Raw genomic sequence first — 25,469 nt, 5'->3', positions numbered from 1 at the left:
TTTCTATAACCTCAAGGTTCAAACTCGGTAACGAATCGAGACTTCCTTGCGAGGGGTGGCGAAGCCATTATGGTCAGTGGGAGCTGCGTCCCTCCCCTGGACGCAGTGTGCGCCTCCCGGCTGCCCGAACCCGCCGGGAGGCGCCCCACCCCCCCACTCATTAAGAAGACGGGGCGCTCAGTGGATATGTGCGGAAAGGAATCCCGATGGACTTTGTAACTTTGAACAACGGCGTGACGATGCCCCAGCTGGGCTTCGGCGTGTTCCAGATCACCGACCCGGCAGAGTGCGAGCAGGCGGTGCGCGACGCGGTTGAGGTAGGCTACCGTTCCTTCGATACGGCCGCTTCCTACGGCAACGAGGAGGCTGTCGGTCGAGCGCTTGCCAGCTGCGGTGTGCCGCGCGACGAACTGTTCGTCACTACGAAACTGTGGATTACCGATGCCAGCTACGAGGGCGCTAAGCGCGGGTTCGCGAAGTCGCTTGAGCGCCTGGGCCTCGACTACATCGATCTGTATCTTATCCACCAGCCCCTGGGCGACGTGTATGGCGCTTGGCGGGCCATGGAGGAGCTCTACCAGGAAGGCGTGGTGCGCGCCATTGGCGTGGCGAACTTCTATCCCGATCGCCTGGCGGACCTCATCGCTTTTAACGAGGTCACACCCGCAGTGAATCAGGTAGAGGCCAACGTGTTCTTCCAGCAGTGGGAGGCGCAGCAGTTCATGGAGTCCAAGGGTGTGCAGATGGAGGGCTGGGCGCCCTTCGCCGAAGGCCACAACGACTTGTTCCACAACCCCGTGCTGGCCGCCATTGGCCAGAAGTACGGTAAATCGGTGGCCCAGGTAGTGCTGCGCTGGCTTTTGCAGCGCGGTATCGTGTGCATTCCGAAGTCCGTGTCGAAGGAGCGCATGGCCCAGAACTTCGATGTGTTCGATTTCGAGCTGTCTGCCGACGACATGGCTGCTATTCGCGCGCTCGACGAAAATCAGAGCAGCTTCTTCGACCATCGCGATCCGGCGGCTGTTGAGCGCCTGGTCAACCTGGTACGCAACGTTTAGGCTGTGGGCGCAACTATGAAGCAGCAGGAGTTGGGCCAGGGCTTGTCGGTGTCGGCCGTGGGGCTTGGCTGCATGGGGCTCTCCCATGCCTATGGCCAGCCCGTGGCCGAAGCGGAAGGCGTGGCGCTTATTCGCAAGGCGGTGGAGCTGGGCTGCACCTTTTTCGACACGGCGGAGTGCTACGGAACCTCCGAGGCGCCTCATGAGAATGAAGTGCTGGTGGGAAAGGCCCTGGCGCCTTATCGTGACCAGGTGGTCATTGGCACCAAGTTCGGCTTATCCTTCGATTTGGAGGACGGCAAGGTGAACCACGACCTGGTGCCCGATGCGCGCCCCGAAACCATTCGTCGTTCAGTGGATGGCTCGCTGCAGCGTCTCGGCACAGATTACATCGATATCTACTACCAGCACCGCCAGGACCCCCGGGTTCCCGTGGAGGTAGTGGCCGAGGTGATGGCCGACCTGATCCGCGAGGGAAAGATTCGTGCCTGGGGCTTGTCGGAGGTAGGGGAGAACGTCGTCCGTCGCGCCCATGCCGTCTGCCCTGTGGCGGTGGTGCAGAACCGGTACTCCATGATGGCCCGCTGGTATGAGAGCCTTTTCCCCACGCTGGAGGAGCTGGGTGTTGGCCTGGTGGCCTTCAGCCCCTTAGCCAACGGCCTGCTTTCGGGCGCCTATCGCGACACCTCCTCGTTCTCCCAAGATGGCAGCGACTACCGCACCGTGATGCCGCAGTTTGCCCCTGAGGCGTTGGCTCAGAACGAGAGGCTGCTTGCCTTGGTGGAGGAAGTGGCCGCTGTCCACGACGCCACGCCGTCGCAGATATCCCTTGCTTGGATGATCTGCAAGAAGCCCTGGATCGTACCTATCCCCGGAACTCGCAAGGTGGCCCGTTTGCGTGAGAACTTGGGGGCAGCCTCTATCGAGTTGACCGCCGCCGAAGTGGCTGCCATCGATGAGGCGCTGAACGGTATGACCATGTCGTCGGTCTTCGGCGGCTCCGCGGTGAAAAAGGCCTCATAGATGGTGCGCGTGAAGACGATAGGGCTCGCGGGGGCCGTTGCGGTGGTGCTTGCCGTGGGTCTTTTCGGGTGTGCCCCGTCGTCTCCGGAAGGGGACGGCGCTCTGTCGCTATCGGAATCGGTGACACAGCTTGAGGGAGCAGGAGGCGCCGACTCGACGGCCTCTGATGGGGACTCGCGCGCAGCCGATGATGCAGAAGAGGGCGCTTCGGATGCCTCCGCACCTGCCGCGCCCCGCAAGAAAGAAGATGAGACCCTTATGGTCGTAACGCAAGATACGCTGTTGACGGATATTGCGATGAACCCCGCCTTCGATGGCTACGGCTATGGGCTCTTGCCTTGGCATGGTGCCCGCGAGGAAGGCTATGATTTGCGCAACGAGAGCGCACTTCTGCCTTACCACTCCGATGTCCGGCCTCAGCAAGCCGAGGCGGCGCTCAACCGCCTTATCGCCGATGCCTCCGAGGGACGCACGGTGGCTTTTCCTGTGTACAGCGATGCCGCCATGGCCGCCGACCCCGACAAAGCCGATGCGGTGCTGTACTTCTTCCGCGGTGAGCCCGGTGCCCCCTTTGCCATAGTGAACCCCGGGGGCGGCTTCAGCTATGTCGGCTCGCTTCACGAGGGCATTCCCCATGCCCAGTGGCTCAGCGAGCAGGGCATCAACGCGTTCTCGCTCTCCTATCGCGAGGGGTCGGGCCAGATGGCCGTGGAAGACTTGGCGCAGGCTATTACGTTTATTTTCCGTCATGCCGACGAGCTTGAAGTCAGCACCCAGGGCTACTCGCTCTGGGGGTCTTCCGCCGGTGCCCGCATGGCGGCCGCCATCGGGTCCTATGGGCCGGCGGCATTTGGCGGAGCCGAGCTTCCGCGCCCCGCTGCGGTCATTATGGCCTACACCGGCCAAAGCGAGTACACCGCCAGCGATCCGGCTACCTATGCCGTGGTGGGCGACCGCGACGGCATTGCCAACGCAAGCGTTATGGAGCGCCGCATCCGTGGGCTGCAGCAGGCTGGTGTGGCAGCCGATATCGTTGTGTACCCCGGTCTCTCCCACGGGTTTGGCACCGGGGAAGGCACGGCCGCGGAGGGCTGGATGCGCGGCGCCCTCGATTTTTGGCTCGAGCATCGCTCGGGCAAATAAATGCTCAGGTAAGCAAGAAAACTTCGGACAGGAGAAGGCATGGAATCGTTCATCTATCAGTACCCCGTAAAGAACTACTTCGGCGAAGGTGCTCTTGAGCAGGCGCTTGCTGCTGAGCTGCCCTTTATGGGTGCCAAAGTCATGTTGGCCTATGGCGGCGGGTCTATCAAACGCACCGGTTTGTATGACGAAGTGGTGCGCTTGCTGACGGAGGCTGGCAAGGAGATTGTCGAGTTTGCGGGCATCATGCCCAATCCCACCTACGAGAAGGTGCAGGAGGGGGCCAAGATCGCCCGCGAGCATGAGGTCGACGCTATTCTTGCCGTCGGCGGTGGCTCGGTGTTCGACTGCTGCAAGATTGTGTCCGCTCAGGCCAAGCTCGACGAGGATATTCACGAGTACGAGCACGAACAGGGAAAGATGCCCACTGAGTTCATTCCGCTGGCCTGCGTGGTTACGCTTTCCGGCACGGGCGCCGAGCAGAACAACGGCGGCGTCATTACTGACGAAGTGCGCAAGGTGAAGGGCCCGTTTATCGGTGCACTGCCGGCTTGGGCTGCCCTCGATCCCGCTTATACGCTGACTGTGCCGTCGGCGCAATTCATGAGCGGCGCCTTCGATTCGCTGTCCCACTGCATGGAAACCTACTTCGGCACGCCCCGCGAGCGCTGCGTCTCCGACGACATCAACTTCGCCGTCCAGCGCAACATTATTCGCAACATGCGCGCCGTGGCCGCGGACGAGAATGACCTGCATGCTCGCAGCGAGCTGGTCTACGACTCGGCCATGGGCGAGAACGGTGTGCTCAAGATTGGCAAGGTGGGCGACTTCCAATGCCATATGATCCAGCATCAGTACGGCGCCTATACCCATACCAACCATGGCCTTGGTCTGGGCATCATTCATCCGCATCTGTATCGCCATCTGGCTCCAGCGGCTCCTGAGCAGTTCGCTCGCTGGGCTGTGGAAGTGTGGGGCGTCGATCCCGCAGGCAAGGATGACCTGGCAGTGGCCCTGGAGGGCATCGACGCTTTGGCCGCCTTCATCAAGGAGATGGGGATGCCCACCACCTTCGCCGAATTTGAGAGCGATGCCAGCGATGGGACGCTGCGCGCGGTGGCCGATACCGCCGTGCTTACCGCTGGCTGCGCTAAGAAGCTGACGCCCGATGAGATCTTCGAGATCCTCGTCGAGTGCCGATAAGGCGCTCCAGGGGAAATGCGGTATTCGCTGACAAGCTGCTGAGGAAAGGACGCTGGTGAACGACTTTAGTTTTCATAACCCGGTGACGGCTCTTATGGGCGAGAGCGCCCTGGAGAAATTGTCCGAGGTGGCAGCCGGTCAGACGGTGCTGCTGGTGTGCGGAGGCGCCTCGGCGCGAGGCAATGGCTCGCTTGAACATGTGGGCGTTCGGATACGCGAGGCTGGCGGCTCGGTGGTGCTGTACGAGGGGGTGACCCAGTGCACCTACGAGGCCATCGCCGAAGGTGTGGAGCGTGCACGCCAGAGCGAGGCCACCCTGGTGGTGGGCTTGGGCGGCGCATCAGCCATGGACACCGCCAAGGCCGTTGCCTTCTGTGCGGTACACGAGGACTATGACGCCTATCTTAAGGGCGAGAAGCCCCAGCGCAATGATGAGAAGCTGCCGCTGGTGCTTGTTCCTACCTATCCGTCGACGGGATCGGAGGCCAATGGCACGAGCGATATCATGGGCTATGCCGGCGGCATTCACGGTGTTTTCGCCGACTATGCGCTGCTGTACCCTCCGTTCACCTATTCGCTGGATGCCCGCAACACGGCGTTTTCCACGATGGTAATGCTTGCCCAGACGGGCTACCGCTATTTCACCGATACGAACCCTATTTCGCGCGGATTCACCGCGGCCTCGTTGAGGGCGGTGGTGGCGGCACTCGACGTACTGCGCGACGATCCCGAGAATTACGATGCTCGCACCACGATGCTGTGGGCCAGCTTCGTGGAGACGAGCGGCATGCTGGGGCTTTCCATGGAGGAGCGCTGGACCTACAGCATCTTCTCGGCGGCGGGTCTGCTGCGTTTCACGCTGGGTACCGTGTATCGCGAGAACCTGGCCATGATTCTGCCGCGGTGGCTGGTGTTTGCCGCGCGCCACCATCCTGAGGCGGTATGCCGCTTCGCTGAGGAGGTGCTGGGAGCACCAGTGGCCGACGACACGGACGCCACCGTGCGGTTCGCCTACGAGCGGCTCATGGATATTGTGCGTGTCGGCGGCTTGCCCACAACGCTCGACGCTTATGGCCCCATGCCCTCCTTCGACGAAGTCGAAGCTGCCACCCATCGTGTGAGCAGCAAGGAATTTACCGCGCAGGAGTACTACGCCATGGTTGTGGCCTGCGGGAGCGAGGCCTACCCAGGTCTTGAGTAGGGGGCGCTATGGCTTTGAAAACGGGAGGGTGGATAGCGCTTGCGTTCGACGTGGCTGCTTTGATGGTTGCGTCTACGCTGGCCGTAGCCTCTTTGGGCTGCGCGGCGCAGCCGGACGGCCCGCAGGGGGCAGTAGGTTCGGCGACGGAGGATCCCGTCCCTGCTGCGCCCTCCCGCAGCGCGGGAGACAGCGGAGCGGAGAGTCCGACCTCCTCTTCGGAGGCTGAACGAGAGGAACGCCAGGAGGCGCCGGTGAACGAGCAAAGTGAAGCGTCCGAGATGCTGTTCCCCGCCGAGCTCATGACCATTCCCGCATCCTATAGCGAGCCCTGTGACCAAGCGGGCCGTGTCGAGCGCTTCGCGTACGATACCTTCGAGGCCTTTTCCTACGAGGATCAGGCACAGCCTTTGGCGAAAAACGCCATGGTGTACGTGCCCTATGGCTACGATGCGTCCAAGCGTTACAACATTGTGTACCTCATGCACGGCGGTTGGTCCGATCAGACTACCTATTTGGGCACGCCCGAGGCGCCGAGCCAATTCAAAAACCAGCTTGACCACGCCATGGCCGAGGGGGTCATCGAGCCGTGCCTCATTGTGTGCCCCACCTACAACAACACCAGCGACGAGGACTCCGGCGATTATGCGTTGGCTCTTGAGCTGACGGCGCGCTATCCCAACGAACTAGTGAACGATTTGATGCCGGCGGTGGAGACGGCCTACTCAACGTACGCTGACGCGGTAACGCCTGAGGGATTGGCCGCCTCCCGCGATCACCGCGCCTTCATGGGCTTCTCGATGGGGTCGGTCACCACCTGGCACGTCTTCGAGAACTGCCTGGCTTACTTCCGTTACTTCGCCCCCTCGAGTGGCAACGCTGGCTCGGGTGCCTATTGGGCGAATGCCGTTGAACGTCAGGGTTTCGGTGCTGAGGATTTCCTCATCATGGGCGCTACGGGCACCGAGGACTTCAACGGCAGCGCCTTCAGTGCGCTGATGAGCGACATGGCTGACAATCCGATGTTCCAGGCCGGTGACGGCGAGCCGGGTACCAACCTCATCTTTCGCGTTGGCGAAGGCGAACGCCACGACGGCTACGCCGCCAACCGCTACATCTACAACGCCCTTGCGTTCCTGTGGCATTAGAAGGTGTGGGGTGTAGACGAACCGCCTGCTTCTCTGCGCTGCAAACCAGCAAAGCCCTCCGCGGACAGGATGCGGAGGGCTTTGGTGCGGAGTGCGGTAGATGCGGGCGGCCGTCTAGAATCCCAGACCGTGCACCCAGTCGACGAGGTCTTGCTCGCTGTTGGCGACGCTGTCGCGCGACACCACGAAGTTATCGTCGGAAACAGTGGCGTCCGAAAGAATGCTCTGGATCTCCTCTTTGGTGCCGGCGTTGCCGCTGCCGCCGTGGCTGTTGAACAGGTATATTTGCTTGCCCGCCAGATCGGCCTGTTCTAGGAAGCTGTGCATGATGGGCGGCAGCTCGGCCCACCAGATGGGATAGCCGATGAACACGGTGTCGTACTGCGACAGATCGGGAATGGTCTCGGCCAGATCGGGGCGGTCGCCGGCATTGATCTCGTCTTGAGCCTGGGCGATAAGGCCCTCATGGTCGGTGGGGTAGGAGCGAGTGGTGAGGATACGGAAAGTGTCGGCGCCTGTTTCGCGCGCAATGATATCGGCCATAAACTCGTTGTTGCCCTTGATCTGGCCATCGACCACGACGGCGCTGTTCTCCTCTTCCTCGGTGAGGTTGTTCGGATCGGACGAAGCGGTGGTTTCGGGGTAGGAGAAGTAGGCCACCAGAACGCTTTCGCCTGCGGTCGTCGGTTCGGAGTCGGTCTCTGGCGTGGCTTCGGGTTCCGGGGCAGCCTCGGGCGACGATGCCGGCTCGGGATCCGTCTGGGTCTTGGGCTCTGGCGCGGGTTCGACGGCGGCTTCCGAGGCGCAGGCGCTGAGGGCTCCAGCGCCGGCCAGGCTCGCGCAGAATACGCCGGTCGTTTTCACAAAGCGACGGCGGCTCAGGAAAGTCTTTTTGCTCATGGGGCAGCTCCTCGAGAGTAGTTTGCTTGCAAAATGCCAATAACCCGGCTCTTCCATCCTGGTGAACGACCTGTCAATAAAGAAGTTCCGCCTCGTTCACCAGTTTGAACGTCTGGGTTTGAGCGTTAACGTTCTGGTTAAACCCGGTAGCGCAGCCAGAGCGTTCCTTCCCCAAGGTCCTCAGTAGAGGCGAGCTTGAGCGGCACGGCGGCGCTTGAAGAGGCGCCCATACGCTCGAAAACGGTGGCGGCCTCCGGTGTGCCGTCGACCACCGGCGCCACTACCAGGCTCACCTCGTCAAGGCAACCAGCCTCCAGAAAGCTCCAGTCGATGCGCCCTCCGCCGGCTACCAGCACACGATCGATGCCGAAAAGGCGCGCGAGCTTATCGAGAAGCACGGCGCAGTCGATATCGCTTTCACCGGCGAAGAGGTAGGACACGCCCGTGCGGCGCAGATAGGCGAGATAGTCGGCGCTGACGCGACGGGTGAGCACGGCAATAAGATGCGAGGTCTTGCCGCGGCGCGTCATAGTGGGGCCGAGATATTCCAGGTGTCCGTGTCGGTCAAGGGAGACGATGTAGCTTTCTGCGGTGGCGTCGGCCACAAAATCTTCGGCAACGCTTGGGTCGATGTTGCTCGGCTCCGCATAGGGGCCATCGTAGAGTCCCGGGCAGAAGTCGAGCATGGTGGTGGTGCCGTAGACCGTTGCCTGGCAATGGAAATCGCTAGCCAGCTGCCCGTAGGCGGCTAGTCCCGTAGCCGAGGCGGGGCTGCTCATGAAGGGGCCGGAAATCTTCCCATCGAGGGAGCAGAACAGGTGGCAGATGGTATAGGGCCGAGTCATGGGACCTCCTTGAATTGCATGGTAGCTTCAGGGCGAATAGGCGCCGCATGCTGTGAGCGCGGCATATCCCATGATGGGACATGCCGCTTATCTCGCTGCGAGGAATTGCCTTTTCGGCGCTCCCAATAAGTGCGCTCGTTTCAACGCCAGGGTTTAAACTGTACCTGCGTCGAGGGGCTGCGGGGCGCGTTGGGCAGCTTATAACTCAAAGGTTCGGGGGCGTTAACGGAACGAGACTTCTCTCCTTTGGGTTGACACGGCATCATTAACGATGAGAGAAGGCTCTTCTTGCATGAGTTAAACGCGTTGAGATAAGGAAGGACTCCCATGAGCATTTCACGCCGTGTTTTCGTTAAGACCGCCATGACCTTGAGTGCCGCCACCGCTGCCGGTGGCCTGCTTGCTGCCTGCGCCCAGGAGGAACAGAGCGCTTCTGTTGAGAGACCCGAGCCGGAGGAGACCGCTTCCGAGGTCGATAATACGCCGGCCGCGACACGTGAGCCGGTCGAGACGCCTGAAGCCGAGGAAGCCGCCCCCGCCTCCGATGCTGCTGCAGCCGCCCCGGTACTGGTGGCCTACTACACCAACACGGGCAACACGGGGCGCGTGGCCGAGGTCATCGCCCAGGAAATGCAAGCTGACACCTTCCTCATCGAATGTATGGATCCCTACACCGCCGAAGACGTCAACTGGCGCGATGAGAACAGTCGTGTGTCTCAGGAAATGCCGCGTCGCTCCGAGGTGGATGTCGAGCTGGTGTCGGTGACGCCCCCTGATTGGGACAGCTACAAGACGGTCTTTGTGGGATGTCCCATCTGGTGGCAGAGCTTCTCGTGGGTGATGAACGATTTCGTGCGGCAGAACAGCTTCCAGGGCAAGACGGTCATCCCCTTCTTTACTTCGTCGTCCTCGCCGCTGGGCGAAAGCGATACGGCCATGGCCGCCGAGGCGGATGGCGGCGATTGGCTGCCCGGCATGCGCTTCTCCTCGGGCGCTTCGGAAGAGGAGATCCGTCAGTGGCTGGAAAGCCTGCCGCTGTAGCACCGCATCGTTCGCCTCGCGTCGATGGGTGTTCGCGTTTCCCTGGGCCGTGCTTCTTGCGCGGCCCTTTTGGTATCCGAGTTCGCTCAGAGGCTTTGAACCCCAGGGTTCAAAGCTGGGAACAACTTGAGACTTCCGAGAGGTGGGGCCGATGGTCATCATGGTTATTGGTCCCAAAGAAAGGAAGTCATCATGACTGAAGCATTCCAACTCCGCGAGTTCATCCCCTTCAATAGCAATCAGTTTGGCCTCGTGTACGACGGTGCGCTGACCGAGAACGTGGAAGGTGCGGTGAACATCCACGCCATCGAGTACCCCTACCGCGACTTCACGGCTGTGGCCAATGTGTACACGCCGGCCGGCTATGATGCCGCGAAGTCCTATCCGGCTGTGGTGGTGGCGCACCCCAACGGTGGCGTGAAGGAACAGGTCGCTGGCACCTACGCCCAGAAGCTGGCCGAGAACGGCTACATTGCCCTGGCCTTCGACGCGGCCTACCAGGGCGAGAGCGGCGGTATGCCCCGCAGCACCGACTGGCCCGAGAATCGCGTGGAGGATATCCATCGCGCGGCCGACATTCTGTTGCAGTACCCGGGCGTCGACCTCGAGCGCGTCGGCATTCTGGGCATTTGCGGAGGCGGTGGCTACACGTTCAAGGCCGTGCAAACCGACAAGCGCTTTAAGGCGGTGGCTACGCTTTCGCTGTTCAATTCCGGCGAAGTGCGTCGCGAGGGCTTCCGCGGCAGTCAGGTAGATAGCATTCAGGAGCGCTTGGGTGCGGCGGCGAAGGCCCGTCAGGCCGAGGCGGCGGGTGAGCCGGCGGCGCTGACGCCCAACATGTGCGAGACCTGCACGCCCGAGCAGGCCGATGCCATGCCCTACGATCTGTACCGCGAGGGCTACTACTATTACGGCAAGGATTGCGCACACCCGGGCAGCACCTTCAGCTACACGGTGTCGAGTCTTATCGAGTTGGCTGCGTTTGACGCCCGCGACGGTGCTCAGCTCATTAACGTCCCGCTGCTCATGATGATGGGTAGTTGCGCTGACACTGGCTACATGACCATCGACTGCTACGAGCGCGCGGTGAACGCGTCGCATCGCGAGCTGTTCGAGATCCCCGGCGCCACCCACATCCAAACTTACTGGAAGCCCGAATACGTGCAGCAGGCCACCGACAAGCTGACGGCGTTCTTCGGCCAGTATCTGTAGCGTCGGGTGGTGCGTGGGCTGTCAAATCCTGGCGGTGGTCGATCGGAGCGCTTCGTCCTTCTGTTCCCCCCGGCCGTGGTCAAATAGCCCCCGTTTTCCATCCGCGTCAAGAAAAGAGGCCGTTTTTGGTCAATCAGCCGCACTTTTCCATCATTTTGCGAAAGCACGTCAAAAGCGATCTAAGAAGGCAACGCTCCCACCTGCTGAAACGTAGAGCGCCATTGGCTCTGATGGAAAACGCCCTGTATTTGGCCAGCAAATCGATGGAAAACAGGAGCTGATTGACCAAAAAATCTCTAATGACACAGCGTCGATGGAAAACACCCCCTGATTGACCAACGGCGTCGGCAGAGGGAGCGTTGCGACCAACCCAACCCAACCCAACCCAACCCAACCCATTTGCAAACCGCCCTTTGAAAGGGCTCGAAACGAAAGGACTCTCATGAATATCCTGTTTATCAACGGCGGAGAAAAGAACGGCAACACCGCCCGTATGGGCCGAGAGCTGATCGGCGATCGCGCCTTCACCCAGATTGATTTGGCCGACACCAAGGTCTATGACTACGGCCAGGTGTTTGCCAGTGGCGAGGACGATCAGTTCGACGAGGTGCTAGCCGCTGTGCGCGAAGCCGATGTGCTGGTGATGGGGTCGCCCGTGTATTGGCATAACTTGTCTGGCATGCTGCGCAACCTGCTCGATCGCTTCTACGGCCCGGTGCCCGAGGGCAGCTTATCCGGCAAGCGCCTCTTCTTCGTGTTCCAGGGCGCGGCACCTTCGGCCGATATGCTGAAGTGGGGCGAGTACACCATGAGCCGTTTCGCCGGCCTGTACGGCATGGACTACGAGGGTATGGCCACCTCGGATGCCGAGGTGCGGAAGTTGGGGGCGCGGCTGTAATTCAACTTTTGCTAGCCCGAAAGACACTGCCGCAGGCAAGTAACGGGAAAGGCGAGCGGCAGGTAAATGCTGCTGATACAGAAAGCCCCGGCCTCTCGTCTCGAGAGGCCGGGGCTGAGCAGATTCGGCGTAGGGAGGGAGAACCGCCGAATTGCTTGGTGGGGACTAAGTCGCTTACTGTTCCTCGTAGTCCACCGCGCCACCCTCCGCAGTGGGAATGGTGATGTTCAGGCCCGCATCGGCATAAGCGGCTTCCAGGGCCTGCTTGAAGGCGTTGGTGGTCGAAGTGGCGCCGGTTACGGCGTCGAAGGCAAGATCCTGGGCATCCAGGGCGATATCCACCAGCTTGGGCAGGGCTGCGCCGCCCACGTCGCCGGTCTCGTTGTTCTGGAGTACTTCGATGGCGCTGATAGTGCTGCCGTCCACGGTGGCCTTCACGGCCATGGCGCCGCCGACGCCGTAGGCGATGCCCACGTACTCATTCGCACCCGTCTCGAACTGTAGCGGATCGGGCACGTAGGCCAGGTTGGCCACGGCGTCGTTAGTAGCCAGCGTGTCACGAGAGGAATCATCCTTTTCGGCGGCGGCGTTGCGGCCCGAGATCAGGCCGTAGGCCAGGCACTCACCCACGTTGCCGGCGCCCTGGTAGATGTCGCCCCAGATAGAACCGCATTCGCCAGCGCTATACAGGTGCGCGATGGGCTGGCCGAGGGTGTCCACGATGTTGCCGTCCTTGTTACGGCGCGGGCCGCCCTGGGTGTTCGTATAGGCGGGGCGCACCTCAAAGGCATAGAACGGGCCCTTCTCATCCAGCGGCACGAGGTACTCGGCCGGCCGGTGATAGCGCACGTCGTCACCGTTGGCGCAGAACTGGTTGTACTCGGCTACTTCGGCGTCAAGGCTTCCCTCGGGAAGATTGAGGGCGGAAGTCAGCTCGGCAAGGGTGTTGGCCTTGATGATGATGCCCTCTTCCAGCTTCTCGTTGTTGTCCCACTGGCGATAGATGGTGCGGCCGAAGGAGGCCTCGTCGAACACGCAGTAGGCAGGCAGCGATACCGGTTGGCGCAGATACATGCCGTGGTAATTCACGAAGCCGTGACCGGGAAGGATGCTCTCGTCGGTGAAGCGCGTGCCGTCGGCGCCCACCACAATAACGCTGCCCAGCGAGAACTCGGTGGTCAGGTACTTGTTGGCGGCAGCGCCGATGCAGCCGTAGCCGTAGGAGCGGTTGATGTCCATGTTGATGGCGTTCAGGTCGGGACCGGCAATGTTGTTCATGTGCCACAGATCAGCTCCGATGCGCATGGCCATCTTGATGCCGTCGCCGGTGTTCATGGTGGCGCCCTTGCCATAGGCGTAGGGAAGCTGGTGGAAGTTCTGGATCATCTGAATGTCGTTCTCAAAGCCGCCCGTGGTCATGACCACGCCGTTGCGAGCGCGAACCTTGAGGCTCTGGCCGTTGGCGTCAACCTGCACGCCGACGACGACGCCTGTATCGGGGTCCTGAATCAGGTCCTCGGCGGGAGAGCTGTACCAGACGGTGATGTTCTCGGTGGATTCGATGGCGCGCTGCAGGCAGTTGTAGACACCCGCGTTCCACGGTGCGCCGTTCTCGGTCCAGCAGTCCATGAGGTCCCAGCCTTCGATATCGCGGAACTCGCCAACGCCGGTCCACAGGGTGACGGGCTTGCCGCCATGGGCTTCGTACCAAGAGGGAAGCTCCAGAATGGCGTCGATGAACGCCTCGATGATGTCGTCTTCGGGCGTCAGGTACTCGCCGCGAATGGTCTTAAGGTACTCGATGGCGCCATCGCGGTTGCTGTCGCCGCCAGCCACTTCCAAAACGGCTTGGCCGCAGTAGCGGCTATTGCCGCCGTCTTGACCGTGCGGCGCTTTCTCGATGAGCAGAACGTTGGCGCCCTCATCGGCTGCAGCCAGCGAAGCCGTGGCGCCTGCAAGGCCATAGCCCATGACAACGACGTCGAACTCGGCGTCCCATGCCGTGTTTTCCTCGAACGAGCCGCCTTGGCCCGTGTCGGACAGCTGGCTCGGCGCCTGCGGAGCGCAGCCGGCCAGCGACGCGCCCGCTACGGCGGTGGCTGCCAAAGCTGCTCCCTTGAAGAATCCTCTGCGATCCATAGTCATGGTGAACCCCTTTCCCTTCCTTAGAAATATGGCGGCCCCTTCTCCTTCGGCCCACGCGGGGTCTGCCCACGCAGGGCGACCGCCTGTCTCAACCTTATGACGCTGATGGGCCCCAGGGAAGCAGAACACTTTTGGGTCGACCCCAACAAAAAGCTTGGGATACCAGGTGAGAAGGGTCTTTATAATGAGATCAACAGGGAGGCAAGGGGGTCTCGTCATGAACGACCGGTATCTGGCGGGCTTTATCAACGTGGTGGAATGCGGCAGTTTTGCTCAGGCAGCGCAGCGAGCCTACATCACTCCGCAGGCGCTCATGCAGCAGATTTCTGTCCTTGAGCGCGAGCTAGGCGTGGAATTACTAGTGCGTACCAGCAAGGGTGTCTTGCCGACGGCGGCCGGGAGGGCGCTCTACGAGGGCGCCCAAGATTTCCTCGACTGTGAGGCCGATCTGGTCAAGCGGGTTCACTGCGCCACGGCCGAGCATGTGGAAGTAGTAACGATAGGACTGCAGCCCATCCCCATGTTTCTGCCCGACGCCTGTCTGGCGCTTCAGCGATCGCATCCGCAGATCGAGCTCCATTTTGTCGAGATCAGCCAGGAAAGCTGGCTTCCCTCCATTGCCAACGGCACCGTCGATATAGTGGAATACGAGAATTCGAACGAGCTCAAGAACTTCGGCCTGGATTTCACGAAGGTCATGACCGAGCCTCGTTGGTGCATTCTTTCGCCCAATCATCCCTTGGCGCAGAAAGAGGTTATCGTTCCTGATGATCTCATCGACGAGCAGGTTATCATTCACAATTCGACCTGGCTCAAGTCTCTTCGCAAGTATCTGCGCGACTATAACCCTAGCATTCGCCTGACGGAGAAGCCTTGCGATATGTTCGCGGTGCTCAACACGTGCTTGCGTGGCGGAATCTATTTAGCTCCTCGCCCCTATGTCGGTCATTTCGCCCCGCTTGTCGCGCGGCCCTTCGACATTCCCCTGAAGTGGGAGTTCGGCATGGCGCATCGCAAAGAGGTCACCCCTGCGGTGCGGGTGTTCCTCGATGAGACGGTGGCATTGTTCGAGAACGCGGCGGAGGCGTGACGGGCGACGGGAAGCGGTGCTGGGGAGTTGCAACGGGGAGGGGGCGGATTCCCAGGCTCTCCGCCTACGTTGTGACAGTGGCCGTCCTCCCAGGCTCTCCTCCTGTGTCGTGGCAGCGGTCGTCTTCCCGGATTCTCCGCCTGCGTCGTGGCAGTGGCCAATCATATCGCGCTTCCTGTCCGTGCCTCGAACATGGTCAATCAGCCCCCGTTTTCCGTCCGCATATCGCGAGGGTAGTCAATCACGCCGCGCTTTCCATCCGAACCTCGCGAGCGTGGTCAATTAAGCCACGGTTTCCATCCTCGTCGCGAAAAAAGGCATTTTCTGGTCAATTAATCCGCGATTTCCATCGATTTCCCTGAAGATCCTTGTAAGAGCGTCGCTGGTCAACGCTCTGACCTGGATAAACGCCAGGTGCTTTTTCGCATGATGGAAAACGCCTTGGATTTGACCACCGAATCGATGGAAAACACGATCCGATTGACCAAAAACCAGCCAAAACGGAGGCACCGATGGAAAACACGGTCTGATTGACCAGGAGCTCGGTAGTTTCGCGGAAACCGGATCGCTCGGCACCCGGTTTCTCAGCCGCGTTGCCGCTCTCGCGGTCCCTGCAACCTCCACCATCCTTGCTCCCGCACCTCCACGGGCTCTGGCAGCTCGCAGCCGCCTTGCCGACTCCGCGATTCCCGCGACCCCCGCGACCTCGCCAGCTGCCCTCTGCTCCTGTTCCCGTAGCCGTTCCCCCCCGCGCACCCTCGCGCGCATTTCCCAAAAAATTTTTCCCACAATCGCACATTTGCTTGCCCCCGAACGTATTACCCTTGAAAGGCCTTTCTTGGAAGGCGCTGCCGCGGCGGATCGCTAGCACTCGTCACGGCAGCGGCTTCCTCAACCGGACAAGAGGGAAGCACGTGGACAAGCAGGCATACCGACAGGCGGTCGACCAGTTCGGCGACATGGTGTATCGCATCGCGCTCAATCAGACGCGCTGCGCCGCCGATGCCGACGACGTCACTCAGGCGGTGTTCCTCAAGCTTTTCACGAGGCCGCCAAGGTGGATCGAAGGCGAGGGAGGCGCAGGCTCTGCAGAGGCTGCTGGTTCTCATGCTGTCGCGGCTGTCCCTTATCGCGCAGCGGCCGTTCGCGTTGGGGCTGCCGGATCGGGCTCCGTGCGAGCGTCAATGCCCGTCCCCGATGAGCGCCTCAAGGCGTGGCTCATCCGCGTGACGGTGAACGAGTGCAAAAGCCTCTGGCGCACCCTGTGGCGCCGACGCGTGGAATTGCGCGACATCACCGACGCCGACGGCGCGCCCCTGGGCGCGGCGCAGGACACACCATCGTTCAGCAATCCCGCCTACGAGGATCTGTACGCCGCTTTGGCCCAGCTGCCCGAGAAATGCCGCATCGTGGTGCACCTGTTCTATTTCGAGGACTACAGCACGCGTGACATCGCGGCCATCTTGGGCGTGAAGGAGCCCACGGTGCGCACCCGCCTTGCCCGGGCACGAAAGATATTGAAGCAGCAACTGAAGGAAGCGTGGCAAGATGAGCAATCAGAGCCAGAACCGGAACCAGTACCAGGCCATGATGAACGACGTCCATGCTCCTGCTGAACTGCTGGGAAAGGTGAGGAGCATACCAATGGAGAAAGCCAAGAAGCGCAACTACGTGCTGAAGTGCGCCACGGCCGCCTGTGCGGCGCTGCTGGGCGTGTTCGTCGTCACGAACGGCGTCTGCTATGCCGCCACGGGCGAGACCTGGGTGGAGAAAGCCACCATCTGGGTGAACGGTGAGCCGCAGGAAGTGGACGTGCAGATGAGCCAGAACGGCGAAGTGACGACGGGCACCGTCGAGTACACCGTGGAGGACGCGGACGGCGAAGGCGGCGACATCACGCTGTCCATGAGCACCGAAGGCGGCGATGTGAACGACGGCACCTTCGAGATTATCGACTACACCAAGGAGGGCGCGCCGACGGCAGAAACGCTGCCCTGCCAGGTTCTCGAGTCGAAGGACGGCGGCGTCATCGTGTCCGTCGAGGGCGTGGAACCCATCGACGTGACCGGCCAGCTCAAAGAGAACGGCGGAGCCATTGGCACCTTCGACAAGGACGACAAGACCTACGTCTACAAGGTAAGCGGCACGCCCGGCAACTACCACGCCAGCGTCGAGGCCGAAGAAAGCCCCTCGGCTGAGGTCGACAAATAAGGCCCTGCGAGCGCAAGCTTACGCGCTGTCCCGTAAGCTGGTTGGCGGTCCGCAAGCTTTGCCGCTGTCCCTGACAAAACTCTTTCTCTGAAGCCCCGATGTCCTCCGCATCGGGGCTTTTCTATGGGGCCCTTGGCGTGGATTCGTGTCCCGGGCGTGCAGGCTCGTAGCCATGGCCCATGGCCTAGGGGGCACCGGAGAACCTCGACGAATGCCGAATCTGCTTCTGACGTATAATGGGCGCACGCAATCGCAACGGGCCAGGGGCCCGAGCATGGTGAAAGGCGGTGACTCCATGGCTTTGGCCCACTACACGCTCATGAACAAGAACACGCCGGTGCTCTCGTTCGAGTATGACCTGGAAGATCACAAGGCCATGCGCATCATTGAGACCATGAACGTGGCCGCGGCGCCTTTCGGCATGGTCGATCGCCATGGACAGGTGTCCAAGAAAGAGCTGAACTACTGGTGGCGTCACCGCGCCATTCCCGCTTCGCGTGCGCAAATTAAGCGCCTTCTGGAGAATCTGCAGCTCGATAGCACCCTTGTGCTGGCTGAGAAAAGCTTCGGGCTTTCTCTTTCCGACTGCTATTGGCTGAACGACCAGGACGATCCGAGGACCTGGGACGCCATCAACTTCTTCGACAACGACTTCACCGACGATCTGGGGTTTCTCACGCTCGGCCAGGATTCCGCGGGCTCGTCGCCCGATGCGCCCGATTACGCCAGCGTGAGCCTGTCGTCTCCCAACAGCACGCTCGGCGGAGACTTGCTGAAGAAGTGGAAGATCATCGATGGGCGGCGTGTGCTGCTGAAGTCCGGCGTGGGCTTCGTAAACCAGGAGCCGTACAACGAGGTGGCTGCCACCGCGCTGCATCGCCGACTCATGAAGCCGGGCGCGTTCACACCGTACTGGCTGCACGAGGACGGTCGTCGCGTGTACTCTGCCTGCGCCAATCTGCTGGGGCCCGATGAGGAGCTGGTGGCCGCGTGGGATGTGGTACGCAACGCGAAAAAGCCCAACAATCTCTCCGACTTGCAGTTCTACGTGAAATGCTGCACCGACCTGGGCCTTGACGGCGATGCGGTTATGACCGAGCTGGCGAAGATGTTCGTCGGTGATTTCGTGCTGGCCAATCGCGATAGGCACTATCGCAACTTCGGTATCGTGCGCAATGTGGAAACCCTGGAAGTGACGAGACTCGCCCCGGTGTTCGATACGGGTTCGTGCCTGTGGTCCGATGCGGAACTTCTGGAGGTGCGCGCCGACTTCGATTATCGGGCCAAGCCCTTCAAGCCCAACGGTATGCATCCCGAAGACCAAGTGCGCCTCTTCGAGGGTTATTTCGACTGGTACGATGCGTCGGCTCTGGCCGATTACCCCGATACCGTGCGGTCCCTGCTCGGGCGCAATCCAAATATTCCCGAACGACGCGTAGAAATCATCGCCCAGGAAGTGGAGAAGAAGATCGACCTCCTTGATCGCCTGGTGCGCTAGGCGCTTGCGCCAAAACCTTGCGAAGAGATGCGGTAAGGGAGGCGCGCATCATATCTTTCCCTTTTGGCAAATGCGCCGTGGCGCGGAGCGGCGAGAAGGGGAGGGTTGCGCTACAATGGCACAACCTTAAGAATTAAGCGGCCGGTGCCCAGTGCTGCGGCCGATCTGCGAAAGAAGGTCCCCATGATCAAGCTGTACGATACTCGTCGTCGTCAGAAGGTGGAGTTCGAGCCGGTGGAGCCGAGGAAGGTCTCCATGTACGTGTGCGGCCCGACGGTGTACAACCGCATTCACATCGGCAATGCGCGCACCTTCATTTCCTTTGACATGATCCGCCGCTATCTGGCCTGGCGCGGCTTCGACGTCACCTTCGTGCAGAACGTCACCGACGTGGACGACAAGATCATCAAGCGCGCGGGCGAAGAGGGTCGCAGTGCGGCGGAAGTGGCGGAGGAGTACACGCGCCTGTTCATCGAGGATATGCATGCCGCGGGAGTGCAGGACCCCGACATTCGCCCGAAGGCTACCGAGGAAATCGATACCATGATTGCGCTGGTGCAGCGTCTTATCGAGCGCGGCCATGCCTACGAGGCCGAGGGCGACGTGTACTTCGCTGTGCGCACTGACCCCGGCTACGGCGGTCTTTCCGGTCGCGACATCGACGAGATGGAGGGCGGCCACCGCGAGCTGCGCGCCGACGGCCAGGGCCTGGAGGACCGCAAGCGCGATCCGCTCGACTTCGCCCTGTGGAAGGCTGCTAAGCCCGGTGAGCCGGCGTGGGAATCGCCCTGGGGCCCGGGCCGTCCCGGCTGGCATATCGAGTGCTCGGCCATGTCCGAGAAGTACCTGGGGCTGCCCTTCGACATTCACGGCGGTGGCGCTGACCTGGTGTTCCCGCACCACGAGAACGAGCGCGCCCAGTCGGAGTGCGGCTGCGACAGCACCTTCGCCAACTACTGGATGCACTCCGGCATGCTGCAGATTGCCAACGCCGAAACCGGCGAGACCGAGAAGATGTCGAAGTCGCTGAACAACTTCCTGCTGCTGCACGAAGTGCTCGAGCAGGTGCGTCCGGCGGCCCTGCGCATGCTCATGCTGCAAAGCCACTACCGCAGCCCGCTCGTGTTCGGCGAGCAGCGCGTGGCCGAGGCCGACGCGGCCCTCACGCGTATCGAGAATGCCGTGAAGGCGCTCGACTGGCTGCTGGAAACGGGCCAGCCCCAGGGCGATGACGCCGTGGGCGGTATTGCCGAGGCGAAGGCCGAGCTGATGGCCGTGCTCGATGCTGCGGCGCTCACCGACCGCGTGGCGACGCTGCGAGCGAACTTCACCGAGGCCATGGACGACGATTTCAACGCGCCGGCGGCTGTGGGCGAGATCTTCTCCTTCGTCACCGACGCCAATGCCATGGTGGCCGACACCACGCAGCTCAACGGCGAGACCTATCCGGCGGTGCGTGCTGCTCGCGATGTCATTGTGGAACTTATGGACGTGCTGGGCATCGACGTGTCCGCCGCCGGGGTGGGCGAGGCCTACCCAGTGGAGGTCATTGCGCTGGCGGCCGATCTGGCCGGCTACGCGGGCGACGATCCGGAGGCGGCCGTGGCTGCCCTGCTGGAGGCCCGCGCCACGGCGCGCGCCGAGAAGAACTGGGCCGTGGCCGACGGCGTCCGCGACGGTCTGGCCGGCCTGGGCTTCACCATCGAAGACACCCCCCAGGGCGCCCGCGTCACCTACGAGGGGTAGTCTTTAAGCGGTGTCAAGCCGAATCAACATGGAGCTTCTTGCCCCGGCGGGTGGGATGGAGCAGCTGCGGGCCGCCGTGCGGTTCGGGGCCGACGCGGTGTATCTGGCGGCCGACAAGTTCGGTATGCGTGCCCGAGCGGCCAACTTCGCCTTGGAAGATATTCCTGCAGCGGTGGCCTTCGCCCATGAGCACGGTGTGAAGGTGCACGTCACCTGCAATATCCTCATGCATCCCGACGACATTGCGGCACTGCCGGAGTACTTCCGCGCCCTGGATGCGGCCGACGTCGACGCCTTCATCATCGGCGACTTGGGCGCCTTCGCCGTAGCTGGCGAAGTGGCGCCGCGGGTGGAACGCCATGTGAGCACCCAGGCCTCGGTGGCCAATGGCGCCGCGGCCCGCGTGTGGCATTCCCTCGGCGCCAAGCGCGTGGTGTGCGCCCGGGAAATGAGCCTGGAGGACATTCGTCGCCTGCGCCAGGACGCGCCGCCGGATTTGGAGATCGAGGCCTTTGCCCACGGCGCCATGTGCATGGCGGTGTCGGGCCGTTGCCTCATCAGCAGCTACCTCACGGGTCGCTCGGGCAACAAGGGCCACTGCACTCAGCCCTGCCGCTGGAGCTACCAGTTGGGCACGGGCCACTCCGCCGGGGATCCGTCCCGTGTCGACGAGTCCATGGAATTCCTGCTCGAAGAGGAAAAGCGCCCCGGCGAGTTCTTCCCCATCGAGGAGGACGATCGCGGTACCTTCATCATGAATGCGAAGGATATGAACATGCTGGCCCATCTACGCGAACTGGCTGACGCCGGCGTGGATTCCGTCAAAATCGAGGGGCGCAACAAGAAGGCCTTCTACGTGGCCAGTGTGGTTGGCGCCTACCGTCGCGTGCTCGATGGCGAGGCGCCCGAAGCCGTAGCCGACGAACTGCTGGCCGTGTCCCACCGCCCCTACGGCACCGGCTTCTACTTCGACGAGGCCGAGCAGGCGCCCACCTATGACGGCTACGAGCAGGAGACCATGCACGTGGCCGACGTCGTCGGCTGCAAGGACGGCTTCCTCTCGGTCCTGTGCCGCAATCGTTTCGCGGAAGGCGACGAGTTGGAAATCCTCGCGCCGCACCAGCCGTCGCGCACTCTCGCGGTACGCGACCTGCATTGGCTGGCCACCTTCGGTCCCGACGTCCATGATGAGGACGCGCCCGCTACGCCGGAGGAGGCCCTGGACCGCGCTACCGCCGCCGATTGGATTCCCGCAGCGGCCGCCAATCGCTCCTGCAACGTGTATCGTTTCGAGATGCCTGCAGACGCCGCGCCCGTGCCAGTCGGCTCGTTCCTGCGTGTGCGCACCTTCCGCCGTTCGGCGCGGCATGGCTCCTAGGAGCGGCCGGCGTTTCGGCGCCAGTCCTCTACGAATTGCTGGGCCTCTTCCTTCGAGTGCACATCGAGTTTCTTGTAGATATGCTGCACATGGACGCGCATGGTGCCATGGGCAATATAGAGATCGGCCTCGATGGCGGTGAAGGACTTTCCCTCAGCTAGCAGCGAGAGCACTTCTTCTTCGCGCTGGGTCAGGCCGTAGCGCTTGGCAATCATGGCGCAGCAATAGGCGCGATCGGCCAAATGGTTGCCGAGTATCTGCTCGCGCTGGCCTTCGTCCCCGGTAACGCGACGCAGGGCCTTGATGCCCCATGTGCTGCGCGAGGGGGTGTCGACGAGCAGAAACAGGCCCAGGGCTCCGACAACCAGCACGAACCCCGCCAGCACAAGCTCTGCCGTCAGGGGTGCCGTGGTGCTCTGGTCTCGCAGCCAATCTCCGAACAGTCCGCTGGGGGCCGAAGCCACCACGAAGGCTGCCTGGGCGGTGCCAAAAAGCCATTCCGGCTGGGCATGGTAGCGGAAGCAGATGGTGCTCAAGGCGAAATACACGTAGAGCGTGAAGCCGTAGTAGCCAATGCTGCCCAGGAGCTTTGCTCCCTCGGTATGGCCCAGGTGCGGAATGCCGCACAGGAGCAACGCTCCCATCAGGCACAAGGTTGCCGTCTTGGCGATGCTTCCTTCGTCGAGACGCGCGTAAAAGGCCGCAACGAAAATGAAAATAGCGACGGAAGAGATAAACCGGCCCACCTCGTTGGACACCATGGTGTTGCCACCGAAGTGAGACACCGTGCCGTAAGCGCAGGAAAAGACCACGATGAGGACAAGCGGGCGCCAGGGAATTTTCCACTCGACGCTTTCGCCGTTGGCGGCGAAAGCGTTGGCCGGGATGCTCGGGTCGGTCATGCGCCGAGCGAGAAGCGCACCGCTGAGAAGGGGAAGCGCGATCATGGCAGCGATGGTGACCATGCTTCCTCCGGCATGGACGGCAAGAAAAAGCAAGCTGGCGCCAGCTAAGGACGCCGCATAAGTGATGCCGGCTGTTCGCGGAGTTGTGGCGGCAATCTGCCTGCTCCACATGAGAAAGAGGCCGGCGTTTCCCAAGCTGAAGCAGATAAGGGCGATTCCGTCCCACCAAACCTGCTGGGTGGCGAAGGACGTCGCTTCTAAAATCGGGAAGAGCATGAGCAGCCCGCAGCAGGCGGCCAGCAAGGGCAGACTCCAAGGGTTGCGCTGGGTACGGTGCACGTGGGCGGCCGCCGTCAGATAGACCACGGTGCTCAGGGCTGCCATGATGAACAAGCGCAGGAGTGAGGAAGACAGGTCGGCTACGCCGAGGGCTACTTCCAGCGTAGGCGCCAGTGATCCGTTGGCCGCAAAAAGCCCGAAGCCAAGGAGGCTCCAGGGGCGCACCGCCTTTGCAGGGGCAGGGGAGGGGGATGCTGAATCGGTCATAGGTCCTTCCTCGGATGGACGATGGCGGGAGCAATCGAGGTGAGCCTTCTGCGTACCTTCATTCTAGCAAGTTCTGGCCTTCTGCGGGGATGCCATGGGGACTTATCGCAAACCTATGACCTGAACTGGTATTTCTTTAAAGAGACTAGAAAAATAGTCTGGGAGTTTAGCCTCTTTTGAACGCGAAATACGCCGCAAAGTAGTCTCGTGAGTCGCCTCGGGGCGCCTAGGATGAGCGTCGTCAGGGAGCGGCCGGGCAAGCCGCCAAGGAGGGTATCGTCCATGAAAGGGGAACGATCATGACTCATTCAACTTTTTCTCGTCGCGATGCTTTGAAGTTGGGCGCCGGTATGGCTGCCGCCTGTGCCGGACTGACGGCGCTGGGATGCGCGCCGAAGGTGCAGGGCCAGGAAACTGCCGAGGCGGCTACGATCGACGCCGCGGCCAGCACCGGCGGTACGCGCTATACGAAGGCGACCAACGATGATGAGATCGGCATCGTGCACGACGCTGCCAGTGAAGAGGATTTCGACGTCGTCGTGGTAGGCTCGGGCATTGCCGGCGTTGTGTGCTCGATGATGGTGGCAGAGCAGGCTCCCGAGGCCAAGGTGCTGCTCATCGAGGCCCAGGGCAACACTGGCGGTGGCACCAACTACGCCGAGCAGCCCGATATGCCTGCCCAGGGCGTCGATTGGGTGACGGCCTACAAGGCCGGCGACGAAGAGGCCGCCACGACCCATTTTGTCAAAGACGCCCGCCTGCTGGCCGAGCGTGCCTACGACATTGGCCGCAACAGCTCGTGGCTTTTCACCAAGCATGCTATTCCGCTGACCATCAAGAACCCCGAGCGTCTCAAGCAGGCCCTGGACGGTCTGGCCAAGGGCGAGCCCATTACGCGCTGGAACGGCGTGGCCGGCTACGAAGGCGGCAATGGTTCCAAAACCATCCAGCGTCTTCTTGGCGAGGTGGAAAGCGATCCGGCCTACCGCAACGTGGAAGTGCGCGTGAGCACGCGTGGCACGGCGCTGCTGGTGGACGAAAGCGACGATCATGAGGTGACCGGCATTCAGGTGCTGAACGATCAGCAGGACTACGTGAACCTGAACGCTAAGGCGGTCGTGCTGGCCTGCGGCGGTATGTCCAACAACTTGGAGCTGCTGCAGAACTACAGCAACCAGGAACTCGACCATTGCTTTTCGGTGGAGCAGTGCCATTACGGCGACGGCTTTGTCATGGCCGAGCAGACGGCTCACGGCCGCTGCAAGACCATCGCGCTGTCCAGCATGCAGGCTGCTGTGGACGGCATGCACTTCCAGTCCTGGCTCAATTTGGCTGTGGGCCAGACCCCGACGGCCCTGTTTGTGAACCAAGAGGGCATCCGCTTTGCCAACGAGGACATGTACCGCATCAAGGAGCAGCCCGACCTGGACAACATCAACCGCAGTAAGCTGGTTGAGGGCCAGGGTGCGGTGTACTCCATCCTGGGCAGCAATTTGCTGCAGTACTACAAGGACAACAAGCTTCCTGGCATGACTATGAGCTTCTACGGCGACGGCCAGGATGAGCGTCCCTACGATCTTGATGCCGACCTGGAGGAGTACGCCGGCTTGGAAACCGTGTTCAAGGCCGACACGCTCGAAGAGCTGGCCGAGAAGATGGGCGTGCCCGCGGATGCTTTCGTTGAGACGGTAACCACCTACGACGCTGACGCCAAGGCTGGTGCCGACAGCACCTTCGCCAAGGATCCGGAGTACCTGGTGGCCGTGGGTGAGGCTCCCTACTACGGCTTCAAACTCAGCTCGCTTATTGTAAACACCAACGGCGGTGTGCGCGTCGATCACGACTGCCGCGTCATTGATCAGAATGCGCAGCCGGTGAACGGTCTCTACGCTGCCGGACTGACCATCTCGGGCTTCGTTACCGACGTCTATGAAACGGGTAACTGCCAGTGCGTGTCCATCTGGAGCGGCAGCAAGGCTGGCCGCAGCTTGGTGGAGCAGCGTCTGGGCGGCACTGTGGCCGATGATTGGTTCGGCCCCTCCGAGTGGGACGCGTCCAAAGATCTGCCGACCTTCGCCAACCAGGACGAGTACGACAGCTACGTTGCTTCTCTCTAAGTAGGCGCGCCGCAGTTCTCCCTCCTCGTGCGGCGCCGCTTATACCCTCCCCCTCCAAGGGCCATGGCTTGCCATGGCCCTTGGGCGTTTTCGGGCTTGGTATCCCATCTCGTGCTATGATGGCTCCAAGGTTCTGCGCGATCGAGCGACAGGGCCGTAGGCAA

At 61.8% G+C, this 25,469-nt stretch carries 20 protein-coding genes; 16 read left to right on the top strand and 4 right to left on the bottom strand.

Going from position 1 to position 25,469, the window contains the following annotated elements:
• Positions 1 to 206 precede the first annotated feature (206 nt).
• The 6 genes from PZH32_RS00180 to PZH32_RS00155 all read left to right on the top strand — a co-directional run bounded on the left by PZH32_RS00180 (position 207) and on the right by PZH32_RS00155 (position 6,773).
• Positions 207 to 1,058: an aldo/keto reductase gene (locus tag PZH32_RS00180; protein WP_275205613.1), complete on the top strand. Its 852-nt coding sequence runs from the start codon at positions 207 to 209 to the stop codon at positions 1,056 to 1,058.
• 15 nt (positions 1,059 to 1,073) lie between these two features.
• A complete protein-coding gene (locus PZH32_RS00175; protein ID WP_275205612.1) occupies positions 1,074 to 2,081 on the top strand; it encodes an aldo/keto reductase in 1,008 nt (335 codons plus the stop codon).
• Positions 2,082 to 3,224, top strand: a complete 1,143-nt coding sequence (locus PZH32_RS00170) for an alpha/beta hydrolase (protein ID WP_275205611.1) — start codon at positions 2,082 to 2,084, stop codon at positions 3,222 to 3,224.
• Positions 3,225 to 3,263: 39 nt separating this feature from the next.
• Positions 3,264 to 4,427 (top strand): iron-containing alcohol dehydrogenase, encoded by a 1,164-nt coding sequence (locus tag PZH32_RS00165; RefSeq protein ID WP_275205610.1) that lies wholly within the window; start codon positions 3,264 to 3,266, stop codon positions 4,425 to 4,427.
• Between the two features lie 55 nt (positions 4,428 to 4,482).
• Complete coding sequence (locus PZH32_RS00160) at positions 4,483 to 5,628, top strand: iron-containing alcohol dehydrogenase (RefSeq protein WP_275205609.1); 1,146 nt, start codon at positions 4,483 to 4,485, stop codon at positions 5,626 to 5,628.
• 251 nt (positions 5,629 to 5,879) lie between these two features.
• The gene (locus PZH32_RS00155) at positions 5,880 to 6,773 is read left to right on the top strand and encodes an alpha/beta hydrolase (protein WP_275205608.1); all 894 of its coding nucleotides are present in this window, start codon (positions 5,880 to 5,882) and stop codon (positions 6,771 to 6,773) included.
• Positions 6,774 to 6,887: 114 nt separating this feature from the next.
• On the opposite strand, the gene PZH32_RS00150 is transcribed toward PZH32_RS00155, so the two are convergent.
• Positions 6,888 to 7,673: a flavodoxin gene (locus tag PZH32_RS00150; RefSeq protein WP_275205607.1), complete on the bottom strand. Its 786-nt coding sequence runs from the start codon at positions 7,671 to 7,673 to the stop codon at positions 6,888 to 6,890.
• Positions 7,674 to 7,810: 137 nt separating this feature from the next.
• Positions 7,811 to 8,518, bottom strand: a complete 708-nt coding sequence (locus tag PZH32_RS00145) for a RibD family protein (protein ID WP_275205606.1) — start codon at positions 8,516 to 8,518, stop codon at positions 7,811 to 7,813.
• Between the two features lie 327 nt (positions 8,519 to 8,845).
• Here PZH32_RS00145 and PZH32_RS00140 point away from each other — a divergent pair, with 327 nt between their 5' ends.
• The 3 genes from PZH32_RS00140 to PZH32_RS00130 all read left to right on the top strand — a co-directional run bounded on the left by PZH32_RS00140 (position 8,846) and on the right by PZH32_RS00130 (position 11,669).
• Complete coding sequence (locus tag PZH32_RS00140; RefSeq protein WP_275205605.1) at positions 8,846 to 9,559, top strand: flavodoxin; 714 nt, start codon at positions 8,846 to 8,848, stop codon at positions 9,557 to 9,559.
• A gap of 192 nt (positions 9,560 to 9,751) precedes the next feature.
• A complete protein-coding gene (locus PZH32_RS00135; protein WP_275205604.1) occupies positions 9,752 to 10,771 on the top strand; it encodes an alpha/beta hydrolase in 1,020 nt (339 codons plus the stop codon).
• A 442-nt stretch (positions 10,772 to 11,213) separates the two neighbouring features.
• Positions 11,214 to 11,669: a flavodoxin family protein gene (locus PZH32_RS00130; protein ID WP_275205603.1), complete on the top strand. Its 456-nt coding sequence runs from the start codon at positions 11,214 to 11,216 to the stop codon at positions 11,667 to 11,669.
• Positions 11,670 to 11,843: 174 nt separating this feature from the next.
• Here PZH32_RS00130 and PZH32_RS00125 read toward each other — a convergent pair whose 3' ends face one another.
• Complete coding sequence (locus tag PZH32_RS00125; RefSeq protein ID WP_275205602.1) at positions 11,844 to 13,814, bottom strand: FAD-binding protein; 1,971 nt, start codon at positions 13,812 to 13,814, stop codon at positions 11,844 to 11,846.
• A gap of 217 nt (positions 13,815 to 14,031) precedes the next feature.
• On the opposite strand from PZH32_RS00125, the gene PZH32_RS00120 reads away from it, so the two are divergent.
• From PZH32_RS00120 to PZH32_RS00095, 6 genes are all read left to right on the top strand, one after another.
• Positions 14,032 to 14,904 (top strand): LysR family transcriptional regulator, encoded by an 873-nt coding sequence (locus tag PZH32_RS00120; protein ID WP_275205601.1) that lies wholly within the window; start codon positions 14,032 to 14,034, stop codon positions 14,902 to 14,904.
• Between the two features lie 914 nt (positions 14,905 to 15,818).
• Positions 15,819 to 16,520 (top strand): RNA polymerase sigma factor, encoded by a 702-nt coding sequence (locus PZH32_RS00115; RefSeq protein WP_275205600.1) that lies wholly within the window; start codon positions 15,819 to 15,821, stop codon positions 16,518 to 16,520.
• Entirely contained in the window at positions 16,453 to 17,115 is a 663-nt protein-coding gene (locus tag PZH32_RS00110) for a hypothetical protein (protein ID WP_275206913.1), read from the top strand. The genes PZH32_RS00115 and PZH32_RS00110 overlap by 68 nt, the downstream gene beginning before the upstream one ends.
• Positions 17,116 to 17,389: 274 nt before the next feature.
• On the top strand, positions 17,390 to 18,613 hold the full coding sequence (locus PZH32_RS00105; RefSeq protein ID WP_275205599.1) for a hypothetical protein: 1,224 nt from the start codon (positions 17,390 to 17,392) through the stop codon (positions 18,611 to 18,613).
• A 183-nt stretch (positions 18,614 to 18,796) separates the two neighbouring features.
• Entirely contained in the window at positions 18,797 to 20,359 is a 1,563-nt protein-coding gene (cysS, locus tag PZH32_RS00100; RefSeq protein ID WP_275205598.1) for a cysteine--tRNA ligase, read from the top strand.
• 28 nt (positions 20,360 to 20,387) lie between these two features.
• On the top strand, positions 20,388 to 21,737 hold the full coding sequence (locus PZH32_RS00095; protein ID WP_275205597.1) for a U32 family peptidase: 1,350 nt from the start codon (positions 20,388 to 20,390) through the stop codon (positions 21,735 to 21,737).
• Here PZH32_RS00095 and PZH32_RS00090 read toward each other — a convergent pair.
• Complete coding sequence (locus tag PZH32_RS00090) at positions 21,734 to 23,188, bottom strand: helix-turn-helix transcriptional regulator (RefSeq protein WP_275205596.1); 1,455 nt, start codon at positions 23,186 to 23,188, stop codon at positions 21,734 to 21,736. The two genes, PZH32_RS00095 and PZH32_RS00090, sit on opposite strands and share 4 nt — an antisense overlap.
• 299 nt (positions 23,189 to 23,487) lie before the next feature.
• Between PZH32_RS00090 and PZH32_RS00085 the strand changes: the two genes are divergently transcribed.
• Positions 23,488 to 25,305, top strand: coding sequence for an FAD-binding protein (locus PZH32_RS00085; protein ID WP_275205595.1), 1,818 nt, complete (start codon positions 23,488 to 23,490; stop codon positions 25,303 to 25,305).
• Positions 25,306 to 25,469: the final 164 nt, after the last annotated feature.

Source organism: Adlercreutzia equolifaciens (assembly GCF_029076695.1).
GTDB classification, from domain to species: Bacteria; Actinomycetota; Coriobacteriia; order Coriobacteriales; family Eggerthellaceae; genus Adlercreutzia; species Adlercreutzia equolifaciens_A.
Note: the sequence above shows the minus strand (reverse complement) of the source record. Positions and strands in the feature narration are given on the sequence as shown.